Here is a 17,863-nt window from a genome sequence, read left to right as displayed (position 1 = left end):
AATAGTGCGTAAGTCCTAGAACTATATAAAAATTACATTGTTGAGGTTAAAGAAGACTCTAAAGACAAGGATAAAGAAATCAAAAAAAAGAAGGCATCCTTGATCCTGATGCTGTCATTTCTGACAGGAAATAAAATCCAGGAGTGGCTCCGTCTACAAAGTAAACGTGCTAAAAATTTAAATGCTCGCCAACAGATCAAGCAAAGCAATGGACAATATTATCTGAGAAGTAAATTTTCAATTTTTGAAAATAAGGATTTTGCTTATCCAGAGGGCTTGCTCAACCAAACAGTTCATCTGGACATCCCGATCCCGAATTCATTTATTGAATCTCTGCGAGACGGTGACCCCGTTAAGGAAGAGGACCTTCAGCAACATTTGAAACAGCTGAGAGCCAAATTTTATATTCCAAAATTATCACTAATAAGAATTGGCTCTCTTTTACATCAGACTATTTTGCAACGCACTGGAAATAAACAGCTTGCTGACCTTCTCACTGGTATTGATGCCAATAAGTCTTCTTCTACTTCTTATTGTCATCAAAATATCCTGACTTTACAGACTGAATATGTCTTAATTTTAAAAGAGCTGTGTGAGTCGCTATCCGATGAATACCAGAATATTGAATATGCTGCAGAAAAAAACTTTGGAAGCCGCAAAGCACCTACTTCAAATGTGATTCAAAATATCTTTGCCACTCTCAAATTCAGAATAATTTCACAAAAAGAAGATGACTGGATAGCAATTTTTAATCACTACAATATCTGGATGTGGCATTTTTTATTGCTTTTTACTGCTGCGCGACCCGTCGCTGAGTTTCCTGGTTTTTTAAAAAGCTTTAACCTGAAAAGAAAAATTTTGATGGTTTCTGATAAAGAGGTGGGTGGGCGTCAAGGCTATGGACGTTTGATTCCACTGTGTCATTTTGTTGTACAAGAACTCCTGAAATTCATAGATTTTCTACATTATTTTAAAACTCAAATTACTCCTATTCAGCCAGAAATTTCAAATAATATTCAGCAGATTCTAGAGAGCAAGCTCCCACTGTTAAATATCTTTCAGGATGGTCAATGGCAACCTTTGAGACCTTCGACTGTAGAAGACTTTCATCCAGAGTTAGGTTTGGAACATGAAAACTGGCACCGGCATACAGCCCGTGCGTTTCTCAGCCATAAAATTAGCGAAATTGAAATTTTAGCTTTATTCGGTCATGAGCCGATGCAGCAAGAAGCTGCGCATCCTTATTCCAGCTTATCTATTTCACAATATTCAAGCATTGCTCATGTTCTTGAACAAATAAAAGATTATTTTAATATTACCGGTATTGAACTCGATGTCCTCATCCAATAAACGAACTAAGCAAGCTCGACCACTATATGCAGAAAATCGTAGAAAACAAATTCGTCTTGAGAAAGAGAAATCTCCTCGATCGGATGTAGAAAAGGAATTAATTCAATATTTCCAAGAAATAGAACTAGAACAAAAAGAACATCTTGAATCCTTCTATCCAGCAATTTATGAGTTTATTAAACGTAAAGCTTCAAGCTTGGCCTGGAAAAAATATGCGCATGAATTTTTTCGATCGTATATTAAAAAAATCAATCTAAATAGGAGCGAGCCCCTGCCCCTACCAAATCTGACATTTGAGATGCAGCGTGATCAGCCGGTTTTTACCATGGACTGGATCGAGAAGGGACAGCAGGTTGATGAAGTTCTTGATAAGCTTTGGGACTACTGGATTCTAGCAAAAGATAGCAAGACATTTTCTGATGATGAAATCATTGGAAATATTGTTATTTCTGCCATGCTTTATTCCGGCTTAAATCAAAAAGCGTCTTTAGAAGCTTTGCTTGAACACTTAAAAGATCCGGCAAAAATCAGAAAGATCGAAGATCTGAACATTATATTTTTAGAACCGCTCTCTCCCTCTTATGGAGATCTATTTATTGATGAAAAAACCATTCGTAAATCGCGTAATTTTATTCCTGATCAAATCACCCGCTTATGGTTAATTCATTTTAATAGCAGAAATATTCGTACAGTAAACCAGAATGTAGAAGATTATCTACAGCTTATTTTTAATAAGATTAAGTTACCATTTAATCTTAAAACTTATAAATTATTACGCGACTACGCCAACTTTAACTGGATGCAACTCCCGAAAGTTGACATTGATCCTGCTCTCTCACAATGTCTTATAGAAAATACTGCAACCTGTGGCTTATCAGAAATAGAATTTGAAAGATTTCTTCATCCAAAATTTAAATATCAGCAGGACACTCTTACTGATTCAGATGTAGAAAAATCACCATCTATTGTGGGTCAATCCTACTCTAATGATGACATTCAGCAAGCCTTGGATGATGTTATAAAGATTCACAAAGACCTTTTACAACTGATTCGTACACCACAAACTGATCAAAGCGTCGATGCATTAATCATTAAATATTGCATTGAAAATACTAATAAATTTAATGAGTATAGTAAACGTGTCGCCTTATGGCTCATCAGCCTTTATAAACCAGAATTAGAACAGATTCAGCAACTGGCTGAAAATTTTAATTTTTGCGCTAACCAATTTCAAAAATCGTTTCAGCAGAATAGACCATTAGCAGATAGTTCGATTTACACTTATTACTCCCGGATTGCCGAGCCTTGGCTAACACATTCTTTACAATATCTAGATAGCGAAGATGATCTGAATACGAATCTGGCAAATATCTACACACAAATTATTACGAACACCCGTCTCGCAGATGAAGCAGGCCAACCTGAATTTAAAAAATCCAGAGGTCAAACCAGCAGGATGTTGAAGCGCTTCCATAGCTTTCAACGAACAGTTTTCGAAGCTGAATCTCTCGAATTAGAATCACTCGCCATACAAAATAGGCCTAGAGCCCGTATTATTGGCCCTTTGACTTATCAAGCTTTCATGAACAAATTAGATACCTTATTTTCAGGTGCTAATAGTCAAGAAAACACTTATAAGACATTAAAAATCATCTATATCTTAGCTTACCGTACCGGTATGCGTATTAATGAAATTCTAGGCTTACGTGTGCGGGATATTGAGGGCTTGAGCTGTCTATCAGTATGGATTCAGCCCTACGGCTCAAAAAAGAAAGGAAACTTACATCAACTTAAAACAGATAGTGCTGAACGCAAAGTTCCTGTGTATTGCTTATTAAAAACCGATGAATATCAACTATTTCATAATCATGTAGTCGAGCAACGTTTACTCAATCAGCAAAACTTATACTTATTCCGTAATTGGAATGAAAATAGCAAGCTGAACAAACATACGGTGACAACACCTTTTAGAATGATTATGAACGAGCTTTTTAAAACTCATGATTATTCTTTTCACTCATTTCGACACACGGCTGCCAATCACTTATCCGTTCTGCTCAACTGCGATTACGCTCCCCTAGTCAAGAATCTGACGGATTATACTGAAGAACAATATCAGTCCATTCGGACAGAGTTACTCCGTCATACACATGGTCAAAATCATTGGTTTATGATTGCCCATTTACTGGGTCACATTGACCCTACAGAAACTTTTAAAAGTTATATTCATCTAAGCTACCTGATTGCTGGGCATAAAATACTGAAATATCACCCAGACATCGATACTCAACTGGCAAAAAAGATGATGGGCTACCTACCTTCTTTCAAATTTTTAAACACAGTAAAAGATTCTGCTCCATTCAATTTCGAAAAGCATGCTGGTCATTTAAGTCAGCAGTTACTCAACGATCAAACTGACTGGTTAAAAAGTAACGTAGAAGACATTCTAGATGAGGTTTCATTTAACTCAAAGCATCATGATTTTTTTAAATATTTCGCGGGAACAAAAGAATCCAAAGTTTCATTTGCATGGTTTTTTAAGTGCCTAAATTTACTGGAAATTCATCATGAACCAGATCGGGTATCACAAGAAATGAGTTTACCTGTCGAACTGGTTAACTACTGGTATGAAAATGCCAAACAACTGGGCCAACTCAAGTCTCAAAAAAACAACCCAAGGTTATTTGATCTCAACAACACAAATCATCTGGATAAACCTTTGAAACCCTCGATGATAGATACCGTTGAAGAGCGCAAAGCAAGGAACTATTTCTTTGAAAATATTCAAAATATCTTTGAAAAAAAGCCAGATCAAATAAAAGCGGTGCTTGAGACATTTTTAAGTCGTGTTACAGTTTCGCATACCGGCATTCATTATCGCTGGAATAAAATTGATCAATTGGAATCATTTTATTGCAAGGTAAAAGACCTGTTTCCCCATCAATTTTGGCATTTGCTTGGACAAGACTTGGTACAATTGCTAGATAAAAAGAAACAACCTTTATTACTGAAGCTGGCTAAATCGAGCACAACAGAGCATCCTACGACTCAAGAAGATTATGTTCGTCTCCAGCTTTACTCGACAAAAGATGCCAAAGCACTGGCCGCATTTAAATTTTGCTTACATCTAGCATGTATCGGCAGACCTCGATCTCTTGAACTTAAAGCTGAAGGTCTAAAAATAACCACATGCTGTTAAATAATTTAACCGTTGCTTCCTTATCTAAAGCCAAATTTAATATATCTTCAGTAAAAATTGGATGTCTGAGAAACGATAATCAAATAGTATAAACTCTAGGTATCAGCAACGTCTGAAACTGAGATCAGTCATGCATAAAACGTCAGAAAAAATTGCAAAACAAAAAAAGGTATTAACTAAAGCTGTTTTATCATCTGCAAAACAACTTGGTTTGACACTGGACCAGCTTGCTATCGTTATCAATTTAGATTCAGTGGAAACTTTAAATTCGCTTCAGTTAGATCCCGATTCAAGTCAAGGAGAACTCGCAATTATTTTAATTCGTATTGCGATATCACTAGATGCTCTAACAGGTGGAGAGGCTAAATGGATGCAGCATTTTATGAAGTCACCAAATAAGCTAACCAAAGGCATTCCGATAAAACAGATTCAGACTACTCAGGGATTAGCTACTGTATTAAACGTAGTCGAAGGACTTCGGCTTCAGGGTAAATATTAAGAATATATAAAGCTTCATTACACAGAAAATTAAAAGTCATAATTTTGTCTAATAATTCAAATTCAAGGTATAAGAAGTTTCTCTTCTCAAGAGGTATACAACTGCCTCATTATTGAGAACTACCATACATATATGGATTCTATTAACCTAATTTGAGGCTAAATTGAATCTTATAAGTTCAATTTAGCTATTCAAGAATCATTATAAAAGTTTGCTATATAGCGAATATTAACCATAATTAGTTAAAAGTTTGCTATATGGCTAACAAATTTCGGGAGAAAAAAATGGCTACACGAGGTGAAATAGGTAAAGAAATACGTTTGGCAAGAAAAGGGTTAGGCTATACACAGAAAAGCCTTGCAGAAAAAACTCAAGTCAATAAAACAACAATTTCAGAGATGGAAAATGGCCATTTTACAGGTTCATTTGACATATTTGAACGTGTGCTTGATGGTGTTGGTTTACAATTCGAAGTGAATAAAAAAAAGCATAAATTGCCGCAGTGGGATGAAATTGAAGAAATATTTTCAGAATATGATGAATAAATTGTGAATCGGTACCGAATAAGGTATCAGAAAAGGCAAAGCCCTGCCCATCGACCTCATTGCTCCAGACCACTTGTGCCAGATATTCCAGATTGACCTGATGGCAAATTCCGGTTCCTGGCGGCACCACGCGAAACTGATTGAGCGCCGCCTGCCCCCAACGTAGAAACTGGTAGCGCTCGCCATTGCGTTGCATCTCAATGGCGATATTCTAGTCAAAAGCTTGCGGGCTAGCAAAGTAATCGACCATCACCCAGTGATCGATGACTAAATCCACCGGTGACAACGGATTAATTTTTTCCGGATCACCACCGGCTTTGGCCACTGCTGCACGCATTGCAGCAAGATCAACCACTGCAGGAACACCGGTAAAATCCTGCATCAGGACCCGTGCCGGACGATACTGGATTTCCTGTTCTGAAGTTCGATCGTTAAGCCATCCTGCCAAGGCATGAATATGCTCGGTTTTCACCGTGAGCTGATCTTCAAAACGTAGTAAATTTTCCAGCAAGACTTTTAAAGATTTTGGTAGTTGGGACAGGTCACCTAACTGCACTTGCAATTTAGACAGGTTGAAAATCTGATAGTGTTCTGAACCGACGGTTAATGTTTCTAAAGTATTAAAACTATTGATATTACTATACTTAGCCGTCTAGTTTCCCTCCGGCTTGATATGCTATTTTTATGATCACAGTCAACCATTCCTTTACTTACTGTATGCTAACTGCACGGCGGGTTTGTTATTATTTATTATCAGATTGCGCTAGGTAGTTAAATGCAGAGCTGCCAGGAAATTTTGCCAGAGAGTTGCCAACAGTTCAGATCTGGCTGCCAATTACGTAAGGAGATTAAGGTAAATTGAACCGCGTATTTTAACTGTATTTTCAGAGTGATTTCAGATCACTACGTAGCTAGGGCTTTTACAGATCGAAATGATAAAGTCATAAATTGCTTTTCAAAAAAAAGAAACTAATATGTTTCTTACAGGACCTAAAAGCAATAAATGTATCTACAATGAATAAGTCTTTACTTCAGCAAATCAAAAAAAGACGAACCCAATTGGGCTTAAAGCAAGTTGATATGCAATCCCGTACAGGCATTTCAAGACAGCAGTACCAAAAACTGGAAAGTCAGGGCAACCCTCGATTAGAGACCTTAGAAATTATAGCGGCAGGATTAAATGCTCAACTGATGCTCATTCCTGATGATAAGGTTCATTTGATCAGACAATTATTGAATGATGAAATTAAAGTCACTATTGAAGATCAGGATGACTTAATGACTAACCCATGGAAGGGTCTTCTCGGAGGAGAGGAACCATGAATACTGTTGCCGTCCTGAAATTAACATTACATCACGGTATCGTTGGATACTTGGCAGGATTTCAGAGCGGAAAAAATATTCTGGTTTTTACAGATTCCTTCCGCTCTGATCAGCAACGCCCGACCTTGAGCCTGCTGACTTCCCCCTTGTATCCTCAAGTGGATAGGATTTTAGAAAAGACCTATGTTACACATCAGCGTTTACATCCCTTGCTATCAAACTTGCTACCAGAAGGTGCATTACGCGAACTGATTGCACAAAGCCTCAAAGTACATATAGACAATGAATTTCAGTTATTGGCAGCTTTAGGTCATGATTTACCTGGAGCACTCATTGCGACTCCATTAGATCCAGAAGAAATTCCAGATGAAATAAAATTCAAACTGCAGATCTCTAATCCAGATCAGATCTTAAAACAGGAGATCCGAACAGATAATAAGTTTTCCTTGGCCGGCGTCCAAATGAAGTTTTCCATGAAAGCCAAAGATGGGCGTTTTACACTAGTCCAGGCAACGGAATCGTCTCTACACGGGGACTGGATTGTCAAAACTCCTTCTTCCAGACATGCTTTTGTTCCGCTAAATGAATATCCTATGATGAGCCTTGCCAAAATGGTCGGAATAGATGTCTCTGAGATTCGCTTGGTGGATATGGCACTCTTACAAAACCTTCCACCATTAAATTTACCCCAAGAGCAATATGCTTTTGCAATCAAAAGATTTGATAGACAGAGTACTGCTGATACTACAGAGCTTATTCACATCGAAGACTTTGCTCAGATCTTCGGTGCATATCCACAGCAGAAATACAGCACCACAAATTATGAGCAGATAGGAAAGATCATTTATCAATTTTCATATAACAAAATTCTTGATATTCAGCAAGTTGCCAGCCACTTACTTGTCAACATTTTGCTCGCCAATGGAGATGCACACTTAAAAAACTGGAGTATGATTTATCAGGACAAAAGAACACCAAGATTATCTCCCGCATACGATATATTGATGACTAGTGTATATATTGAAAATGAGCTTCATTTCGCATTGAATCTTGCCAAAAATAAAGATTGGTATTTAGCTGAGATGAAACACTTTGAACAATGGGCTGAAAAAGTCGGTGTTCCATGGCGTGTTATTGAAAAACAACTTCACGCGATCATGGACAAAGCACGGTCAGTATGGCAAGTGCTATTACTAGACTTACCTATGTTTTCTGTTCATAAAGAAAAATTAAGAGAACATTGGAAAAAATTGCATCCAGACTTTCAGATACTTACAGATGATTAGAGGAAACCTGTAACCAAGCTAAAATTTCTCAAACAATTTCATCACATCATTTTCCGTCAGTTTCACTTCTCCCTCATGATCTGTGCTTAGAATAGACTGTGCCAGTTCTGCTTTATTCTGCTGCAAGGCAATAATTTTTTCTTCTATGCTTTTATTGGTAATCAGCTTATACACAAATACCGGCTTGTCCTGTCCAATCCGCCATGCACGATCTGAAGCTTGATCTTCAGCAGCAGGGTTCCACCATGGATCATAGTGAATGACCGTATCTGCGGCAGTTAGATTCAGACCAACCCCTCCTGCTTTCAGACTGATTAAAAATACCGGCACTTGTCCAGACTGAAATGCTGTAATGACTTCATCTCGCTTTTTGGTCTTTCCAGTCAGCTTCACATAGCCAATTTCTGCGTGATGGAGCTGTTGTTCAATCAGTTCCAACATTGAGGTAAACTGAGAGAAAATAAGAATTTTTCGTCCCTCTTCCACCATTGGAACAACCATATCCATCAACTGTTCAAGTTTGGCAGAATACGCCTGCCCGGTTTTAACTGAATCCAGTTTCAGCAAGCTAGGATGACAACAGACCTGACGCAGCTTCAGCAAGGCATCTAAAATTTGGATTTGACTACGCTTAAAGCCTTTTTCTGCCACAATTTTCTGAATATTTGCCTGCATCGTGGCGCGAACAGCCTCGTATAGCTTGGATTGCTGCTCATTCATGTCAATATTGACTTCAATCGTGGTTTTTTCAGGCAATTCCTTGGCAACGTCAGTTTTCAAGCGACGTAAAATAAAGGGTTTAATGCGGTTTACCAACTTTTGCCTTAACTGCTGATCACCGCGTTTTTCAATAGGATAGCGGTACTTTTTATTAAAGATTTCTTGTGAATATAAAAATCCTGGCATTAGAAAATAAAATAGTGCCCACAGCTCACCCAAATGATTTTCCATAGGTGTACCAGTTAGACATAGACGATGTCGCGCTGTTAATTGCCGTACTACCTGTGCAGCTTTGGCACGCGGATTTTTAATATTCTGCGCTTCATCCAGAATGAGTTGATGATATTCATATTGCTTCAGTTGCTCTTCATCTCTCGCCAAGAGCGGGTAGGTGGTTAACACAATATCATAGTGTGAAATCTGCTCAAAATACTGATGGCGGTCGGGGCCTTGTAGCAGCAGTACCTTGAGCTCAGGGGTAAATTTTTCCGCTTCTTTGAACCAGTTATGCATCAGCGATGTGGGTGCAACAATTAAGGCGGGTCTGTCCTGCAAATGACCAGCCTGCTTTTCCATGAGTAAGTGGGCTAAAGTTTGTGCTGTTTTACCCAAACCCATATCATCCGCCAGAATCCCGCCATGCTGGGTTTCCCTTAAAAACTGTAACCAGCCTAGGCCCTGCTGCTGGTATGGACGTAATTCCCCCTGAAAACCTTGTGGTGTCGGCAGTTGTTGCTGATAGCCTTGTTTGAATTTCTGCGCAAATTGCTGCAGGCGATTACTGACCTGCCACACCATCCCCAGATGATGTTGTAATTCTAATAGTTGACTCGCATCATAGCGATCTATGCTACGCTCTTCTTGCTGTAAAATGCTCTGCAGATGCAACAATACCGGCTTAATGTCCTTTGCGGATAAAGCCAAATCTGGTTGATCCGCTGCAGTTTTCAGGGTGAAAATGTGACTGTCATTCAGATGACCAAAAATCCGTGGATCAAGTAAATCAGGCTGTTCTTTCACCAAAGCCACAAGTGCATCGAGTAAATCATAGCTATTGCCTGCACTGTCCTGAACGGTCGCCCCGATATTGAACCAGTCTTGTTGGCTTTCAGATTCAGTGATGGAAATATTTAAATTTTCAACATATTGCAGCTTAAATGGGCTGTGTTCCAGATGCTCTATCTGCCATCCAATCAATTCAATTTGATTGATGGGCATCAGCTGTTTGATCCAGTCTCCATAGAACGCAAAAACCATAGAATCAAGACGTTGTTTATCCAGTTTTAATTGCTGGTAATAATTAAGATCTTTCACCCACTTCAGTGATTCGACCAATAGCTGTAAACGCTGGATTGACTGTTGTTCCTGAACTAAGTTCCGAAGCTGTCGCACCATTTTGCCATGCTGCTCACCAATAAAACTGTCACCTGATGTACCTGCTTTTATTCGTCCGCCTACATAGGAGAATTCAATTTCGGCACAAACAGACTCTTCCCATTTCCAATCAAATTTATCTAAAACACCGAAGCGTAAAATTGGCTGGGGACTTCCCTCAAGGACATCAATATGCTGAATAGACTCGGGCTGAGGTAGATTTTTCACGTCTGAATATTGATGAGTCAGTTTCTCAAACTCTGGCAAGAGCATAGATGGAAGATCAGGCATCTGTAAAAAATGGTACAGAAGATTTGCCGTATATTCACCATATAACTGGCCCACCGTGTTCTGTTGAATATCCACATAACACGGTGGCTGGCTCGCGAGAATCTGAATATGTGGATTTAATTTCAAATCGAGTCGAATATCACCATTGACCAATTCAATGTTTAAATGCTCTGTCTGTTGTTTAGCCCCTTGTTCCCATCTAAATTCGATGTTGTAGCCTTGTTCTGACCATTGAAGTGCAGTATGGCTCTTTTTTTGCCAGTACACATCGCCACTTTGAATAAAAGATTTGAAATGCTCCAATAAAATGCTGGAGATATCGAGATTGCTTTGATAAAAGCGTTCGTCACTGTTTATTTTGGCATAATAATAAATCTGGTTAAATAATTGTCGTTTTTGTTCAGGTAAAGTCAGATGCTTTCTGGTGATATTTTCATATTGGGTATAATAACTTTCCCCCGCAATTGAGCCATTTTTATTGCGTCTGGCCTTCTGAACATCAACTGTCAATTTCTTTAAGCTGACAGACTGATCTAGCAGGTAAATTAAATAATTGTTTGTTTTGACAGATTGCTCTGGTTCAGTCTGTTGTAAATACCGTTTAAAATCATTCAACCAGCGCTGCGCCTGATCATCCCCCCGTTGGCGTTTTGCGATTCCCTGCGGGGATTGAGAGTCAGCATAACGCTGCTGAAATTCCTGACGATATTCTTGAAAGAATAACCGCGCTAAAGCAGCAGCATGTTTACAGTTATATCCAACCGGACAAGTGCAATCGTCATCGATTAAACGGTCTTTTTGGGGATTATAGGTAATTGCAGTATCGTAATAATCTGTCCCTTCAATTTGGGCATACATCGTAACCCCGTCTTTGTCCTCAAAGAATTCAATCGTTTCCCTATCAATGTGTTTAGCATAGCTCAGACTGCGCTGAAGAGTTGCAGTACTAAAGCGAGATAGAAAATTGATCAATGAGGACATAATTACCAGAAACCAAAAATGTTTATACAATTATAACGGACAAAGCTGTCATTTCAGAACAGTAGTGCTCGCCAACGTATCAAAAGGAAATAAATCCATGCTCAAAAACTTAATGTTTACTACAATGGATGGGGTGAATATTGGCTTTGGGGTACATTGGTCTCCTCAACCGCAATCACAGGTCGGCCATTAATCGCCTTTGAATACAGTGCAGAAGCGATCAGTAGAGGTTTAGAACTTTCCTGCACATCAAATGGATATCATGGGTGAGGCACTGAATATTCCTCGACAAGCTCTTGTGAAACTTGGTACTCAGGAAGCGGAACTTTGTGTCCAAGAAGTTGATGAAATTATTGGCTCGATTTGTAAGGTTGCAATCCGGTTCAGCAATATCGCTCATGACCTACTACCTGGACAAATTCAAGCAGAGACTCTCCAACTGATCCAAATTGGATTGAGCATAATATTCATTTATTGCACTAAATAGCTTTCACAAAGCTTCTATGAAGGGCTTATTCTAACCGTTGTTTTATCACGGCATAAGCTACACCAGTCACCACACTTCCAATCGCAATCGCCAATAAATATTTTAATGGATAATTCATCGCATTCGGAATGATCAGCACCATTACACCGCCATGCGGAGTGACTAGTTCACATTTAAATAATGCAACCAAAGCCCCAGTTACAGCACCACCTGCGATCGCGCATGGAAGCACTCGAATCGGGTCTTTGGCAGCAAACGGAATAGCACCTTCCGAAATGAAACATAGGCCCAGAACTACAGCAGCCTTCCCTGCATCTTGCTCAGGTTTGGTAAATTTATACTTTGCCAGAAAAGTTGCAATTGCCATACCCAATGGCGGTACCATACCCGCAGCCATGGTAATCGCCATCGGTCCGTATGTTTGTGACGTAAGTAAGCCCACCGTAAAGGCATAAGCCGCTTTATTTATTGGCCCTCCAACATCAATACACATCATACTCCCAAGGATAATCCCCATGATCATGGCATTGGTCGTCCCCATATTGGCAAGGAAGTGTGTGAGTAATTCAAACAATTGTGCAACAGGCTGTCCAACCACATAAATCATGATTAAACCAACAGCTAAACTGGCCAATAGTGGAATAATCAATATTGGTTTTAATGCTTCTAAGCTACTTGGGAGTTTAAGCTGCTTCGATAAAAATAACGCAATATAACCTGCAATAAAACCTGCAACTAATCCACCGAGAAAGCCTGCCTCTAATTGTGTGGCAAGTAAACCGCCAATCAAACCTGGAGTTAAACCCGGACGATCCGCAATAGAATAAGCAATGTAACCTGCCAGCATAGGTACCATAAGAGTAAATGCTGCAGCACCTATTTGCTTTAAGGATGCGGCAAAGCTTCCTTCAACAGGATTGAGGCCAAACATAAACGAGATGGCAATGATCAAACCGCCCGCCACCACCATCGGCAGCATGAAAGATACCCCTGTTAAAAGGTGTTTATAAATTCCAGTTTTTTCTTTGTTTTCATTTTCTGTCTTAGTGGCTGTTTGCTTACCCGTTTCAAGCACTTTGGCCTCAGCAATTGCATTTGCAAAAGTCTTATCCGTTTGCTTAAGGGCAAATCCTGTACTGCAGCGATATACACGTTTGCCTACAAAGCGATCTGTATTGACCTCAATATCCGTTGCTAAGATCACCACATCTGCTTTGGCAATACTTTCTGCCGATAAAATATTTTTAGCCCCAACCGATCCTTGGGTTTCAACATCAATCTGATAACCGTGCTTTACTGCACCCTGTTGTAAGGCTTCGGCCGCCATAAACGTATGCGCAACACCAGTTGGACATGCTGTAATGGCGACAAACCGTGTAATCCCTACATTGGCTGCAGTAGTTTCATCTAAAGCATCTGAATGCTCAAGAACTTGTTGCAAAAGCATGATCGCATCGTGTTGTGCGTTATTCAAACCAATGACTTTCACAACCTTGTCACGCAGTTGATCCGCATCTACCGACTTCTGTCCAACAAAAACAACTGTATCAATAACATTTGATAAATCGAGATGCTCGACTGATGTCGCCACATCATTGGAAATACCAAGTGCTGTCGCTGCTTTGGAGAGTTTTTTGGCCAAAATCACTGCATTAATCGGCTGCTCGGGACTATGTGGCACAAATAAAATATGTTTTATCTCTTGCATCGTATTAACTCAATGATTGGACTGAGATTTGCGATTTCAAATCTTCAATAACAGCAAAGTCTGGAAGGGCAAACCCAATTTGGGTCACAGCGTTGCTCGCAATTGCGGTTGCTGTTTTCAATGTTTCTTCTGGGGAAGTTGAACTCAACAAGCCATGAATCATACCTGCCAGCAAGGAATCTCCCGCACCCACCGTACTTTGGACGGTGACTTTCGGTGCAGTAGCATGCAGGGGTTGCGTGCGGTGAAGCCAGTTCACTCCGTTTTCACCCATCGAGACCACAATATGTTCGATCTGACTATTTAAACTGGCAAAAAGATGCTGCTGTTCTGCAAACGTTTCTGCTGGCAAATGGTAGGTTTCCGTCAACTCATCTGTATTAGGCTTAATCAACCAAGGATGGGCAGCAATTGCTGCTTTCAACGCAACACCACTGGTATCTACTGCGACTTTTTTACCAGCAGACTGTAACCATAGAATCAGTGTCGAAAGCTCTTCTGCAGAAAACCCTTGTGGCAAACTGCCAGCAATCACAATCACATCAACTTCTAAAATCAGTTGAGATAAACGTTCACATAGTTGTTGTTTTGCTGAGGTATCTACAAAAAAGCCCTTGCCATTGATGTCAGTCATCTGACCAGAAGCTTCTGCAACTTTAATGTTTTGTCGTGTTTCACCTGCAACATAAATAAATTGGTTATCAAATTGCTCTTGCTGGATATGATGGTCAAAAATTTGACGGTTGTCTTGCCCCAAAAAGCCACTCACAATCAGTTCATGTCCCAAATCCTTAAGGACCTGTGCCACGTTTAAGCCTTTACCTGCTGCATGGCTTTGGGCCGTTAACTGACGATTGACCTCGCCAACTTTTAGTTGATCCAATTGCACGGTGAGGTCAATTGCAGGATTCAGAGTAATGCTTAATATCTTAGCCATTCGTAATTACTCCACCAATGCACGTACGGCAGTTGCACTGTCACAACTTAAGGCTTGCTGAGCGACCTGTTGGCAATTTATATAGTTCAAACCACGAATTTGCGCCTTCACCAATGGAATACTGGTACTCGACATACTCAACTCATCCACGCCCAAGCCTATCAATACAGGCACAGCTTTTGGATCAGCAGCCAATTCACCACAAATGCCCACCCATTTACCATGCTGATGTGCTGCCCGAACAGTTTGATCAATCAATAACAAAATACTCGGATGTAAACCATCAGCTTCAGCAGACAACAGTGGATGACCACGGTCAATCGCCAGAGTATATTGAGTCAAGTCATTGGTTCCAATACTAAAAAAATCAACTTCTTGAGCAAGAATTGGAGCCAACAATGCTGCCGCAGGAACCTCAATCATAATACCGACTTGTAAGTTTTCACATGGATGCTGTATGCGAACCTCATCCAAAATTGCTTTTGCCGCTCGCCATTCTTCAACCCGCCCAATCATCGGAAACATAATTCTTAATGGGCGATTATCTGCTGCTTTAAGTAAAGCAACCAATTGCTGACGTAACAACTCTGGCTTACGTAAAGTCAGACGAATACCACGTAAGCCCAAGAATGGATTTTCTTCCTTTTCAATAGGCAAATACGGCAAAGGTTTGTCCCCGCCCACATCAAGTGTACGTACCACTAATGGACGATCCGCCAAAGCATCTAACACCACCCGATAATCGGCTTCCTGTGTAGCCTCATCAGGCGCACTGCTGTGTGACATAAAGACCAATTCTGTGCGTAGCAAACCAATTGCTTCTGCCCCATCGGCCACAGCCTGTATCGTAGCGCCCACTTTGCCAATATTGGCTGCGATTTCAACTTGATGTTGATCCAGTGTGATGGCAGGTTCTAAACAATGCTGTTCCGCTTGTTCTCGCAACTCACGCTGGCGTTGGCGCTCTGCAATGGCATGATCAATCTGATTTTGCTCGGGTGAGACCACATACTCACCACTATCCCCATTAATTAGCACTGTGGCATGGTTCTCAATATTTAAAACAGCTACACCCGCACCTACGACTGCTGGAATAGCCAGAGCACGTGCCACAATAGCACTATGGGCACTCGCTCCACCAACCGCGGTCAAAATGCCTGCAACACGATCTTTATTCAGACGCGCTACATCACTCGGGCCAACATCATGCATAATTAAGATATAAGGTTGCTCGGGTTCTGTGACATCGGCCACACCGCACAAAGCAGCCAAAACACGCTCACCAATATCCCTTAAATCAGCCGCACGCTCTGCCAGTAAACGATCGCTAAGTGCAGCCTGTGCGGTAGCAGCCACTTCAATATGATCATGCCAAGCTGCTGCAGCAGACAACCCTTGCTTTAAACCGCGTTGTACACTTTGGAGGAGGTCTGGATCATCCAGCATTTCCAAATGTGCCATGAATATCTGCTTAATGGCAGTAGATTCAGTATGTGCAATGAATTGACGTAAGTTATTTTTCACCTGATGAAGTGCAATTTCAAGCTTTTCATTCTCAGCTTTAAAACTCTGTCCGCGACGTTCATAACTAAATTCATGTGGCTTCACCACATGTGCAGGACCAAAAGCAAGGCCAGTTGATGCCGCAATACCGCAGCTACCCGTATCGCCATGTGATTCAAAAGGCATTAATTCCAAATTATTTACGACTGGGGCACTACTGCTATGCTGATGAGATACAAGGTCAACAGCTTCAACTTCTTCTCCTAAACCTTGTTGAACTGCATCAATAATCTGTTCTAAGCCTGCTACAGCATCGGTATCGGGTTGTGCAATAAAAGTCAGAGTTTGACCACGACGACACCCCATGGCTAATAATTTGGTTAAACTTTTTGCCGAAACGTAAGCCCCCTCATCTACAGCAACGAGAATATCCCCTGCAAATTTCTTGGTCATATTGACCAAGTGTGTCGCGGGACGTGCATGTAGACCATGAGCGTTAGCTAAGACAATACGACGAGATGGCCAATCAGGAATCAGTTCAGCACCAATTAACTGCGCCAACTGGTGACTATCTTGCTCTTGGTTGAGGGTATGAACTTGTTCAGTATCAAACAAAATATCCATTAACCGTTGAAACCGTTGCATATCCAGTTGCTCATTACTGGCAATACACACCAAAGTCTTGAGCATTTCCTGCTGATGGCTTAAAACCTGTTCCGCTTTTACCAAACTTACAGCTGGGCTCAAAACATGCTGGTTAGAAGTGATCGACCAGACCCCCTCCCCTAAATGAATCATGCTGTTTAGGTTTAAACCCGACAGAAAACCACACTCCACCATTTTTTGCTGTTTCAGCAACTGTGTTGCCTGCCAAATTAAATCTTCTACATCAAGTGCGGGAACTTGGGTGGCGATTAAATTTTCATGCAATGCCAAAGATGCGGGTTGGGCTTGTAATAATGCGATAATTTGCTCTGCAGATTGAGCCTGTTTCACTTGATCAGCGACATCATTAATTAAAGCTCGCGTCAAAATTTGTAAGACTTGCAAATGCTCATCTGATTTCGCAGCAATCACCACTGCTAAATAAATTTTATTTTCACCGTCCCAAACAACTCCTTCAGGAAAGTGTGCCAGACGAATACCAGTTTTTAAAATACATTGGCGAGACTGAGGCGTCCCATGCGGAATGGCAATTCCTTGCCCTAAATACGTTGCACTTTGTTGTTCGCGCACGGTCAACCCATGAATATAATCAGGTGTAACCAATTGGTCTTCGACTAAGATATCGACTAGACATTGCAACGCTTGTGCCTTATCAGTGGCGTGTTGTTTCATTCGAACATGTTGTATATCTAGCGCGAGCATAAAACGTCCTTGCAAAGCAGCATAGTGAGAAGCCATGCTTTTTTACTGCAGAAAAAATAAGTCGAATTCTACTCAGGATTTACACAAAAATCTGTATTTTTTGATTTTATCTTCATGATCATCATTACGACGCAATTAAGAAACGACGAGATTCTCCAGAGCTCAGTGTTGCGATAGTTGGGTTTAGTTCTAATTGAACCGCTCTATCTGATTTCAGGGGGTATATTTTACTTTTTTCATCGGATCACTACGCTTCGCTACGTCTTGAGAAGCGTAAGCATCCGGCTAACAC

Annotated in this window: 9 protein-coding genes and 3 pseudogenes; 7 read left to right on the top strand and 5 right to left on the bottom strand. The window is 40.5% G+C overall.

What is annotated here, in order from left to right; genetic code table 11:
• Positions 1-12 precede the first annotated feature (12 nt).
• From B3143_RS15000 to B3143_RS14985, 4 genes and pseudogenes are all read left to right on the top strand, one after another.
• Positions 13-1,350, top strand: a pseudogene (locus B3143_RS15000) (hypothetical protein); the annotation flags it as partial.
• Entirely contained in the window at positions 1,334-4,549 is a 3,216-nt protein-coding gene (locus tag B3143_RS14995) for a tyrosine-type recombinase/integrase (protein WP_005233303.1), read from the top strand. The pseudogene B3143_RS15000 and the gene B3143_RS14995, both read left to right, overlap by 17 nt.
• Before the next feature lie 130 nt (positions 4,550-4,679).
• Entirely contained in the window at positions 4,680-5,048 is a 369-nt protein-coding gene (locus B3143_RS14990) for an MbcA/ParS/Xre antitoxin family protein (protein WP_005233302.1), read from the top strand.
• Positions 5,049-5,332: 284 nt separating this feature from the next.
• Positions 5,333-5,593, top strand: a complete 261-nt coding sequence (locus B3143_RS14985; RefSeq protein WP_004647603.1) for a helix-turn-helix domain-containing protein — start codon at positions 5,333-5,335, stop codon at positions 5,591-5,593.
• A gap of 4 nt (positions 5,594-5,597) precedes the next feature.
• Here B3143_RS14985 and B3143_RS14980 read toward each other — a convergent pair.
• Positions 5,598-6,227 (bottom strand): annotated as a pseudogene (locus tag B3143_RS14980) (aconitase family protein); the annotation flags it as partial.
• A 380-nt stretch (positions 6,228-6,607) separates the two neighbouring features.
• On the opposite strand from B3143_RS14980, the gene B3143_RS14975 reads away from it, so the two are divergent.
• Complete coding sequence (locus B3143_RS14975; RefSeq protein ID WP_004282130.1) at positions 6,608-6,916, top strand: helix-turn-helix transcriptional regulator; 309 nt, start codon at positions 6,608-6,610, stop codon at positions 6,914-6,916.
• On the top strand, positions 6,913-8,202 hold the full coding sequence (locus B3143_RS14970; RefSeq protein ID WP_005233296.1) for a type II toxin-antitoxin system HipA family toxin: 1,290 nt from the start codon (positions 6,913-6,915) through the stop codon (positions 8,200-8,202). The genes B3143_RS14975 and B3143_RS14970 overlap by 4 nt, the downstream gene beginning before the upstream one ends.
• Before the next feature lie 18 nt (positions 8,203-8,220).
• On the opposite strand, the gene B3143_RS14965 is transcribed toward B3143_RS14970, so the two are convergent.
• Complete coding sequence (locus B3143_RS14965; RefSeq protein ID WP_005233294.1) at positions 8,221-11,568, bottom strand: DEAD/DEAH box helicase; 3,348 nt, start codon at positions 11,566-11,568, stop codon at positions 8,221-8,223.
• Positions 11,569-11,815: 247 nt separating this feature from the next.
• Here B3143_RS14965 and B3143_RS14960 point away from each other — a divergent pair.
• Positions 11,816-12,051, top strand: a pseudogene (locus B3143_RS14960) (hypothetical protein); the annotation flags it as partial.
• A gap of 29 nt (positions 12,052-12,080) precedes the next feature.
• Here the strand turns inward: B3143_RS14960 and B3143_RS14955 are convergent.
• From B3143_RS14955 to ptsP, 3 genes are read right to left on the bottom strand one after another with little or no spacing between them, the layout of a single operon-like run.
• Positions 12,081-13,763 (bottom strand): fructose-specific PTS transporter subunit EIIC, encoded by a 1,683-nt coding sequence (locus B3143_RS14955; protein WP_004883948.1) that lies wholly within the window; start codon positions 13,761-13,763, stop codon positions 12,081-12,083.
• 4 nt (positions 13,764-13,767) lie between these two features.
• Positions 13,768-14,700, bottom strand: a complete 933-nt coding sequence (gene pfkB, locus B3143_RS14950) for a 1-phosphofructokinase (protein WP_004883949.1) — start codon at positions 14,698-14,700, stop codon at positions 13,768-13,770.
• A gap of 6 nt (positions 14,701-14,706) precedes the next feature.
• On the bottom strand, positions 14,707-17,571 hold the full coding sequence (ptsP, locus tag B3143_RS14945) for a phosphoenolpyruvate--protein phosphotransferase (RefSeq protein WP_005233291.1): 2,865 nt from the start codon (positions 17,569-17,571) through the stop codon (positions 14,707-14,709).
• Positions 17,572-17,863 lie beyond the last annotated feature (292 nt).

Source organism: Acinetobacter sp. UBA1496, assembly GCF_002324975.1.
GTDB lineage: Bacteria > Pseudomonadota > Gammaproteobacteria > Pseudomonadales > Moraxellaceae > Acinetobacter > Acinetobacter variabilis.
This window is presented reverse-complemented; position numbering and strand designations above follow the sequence as displayed.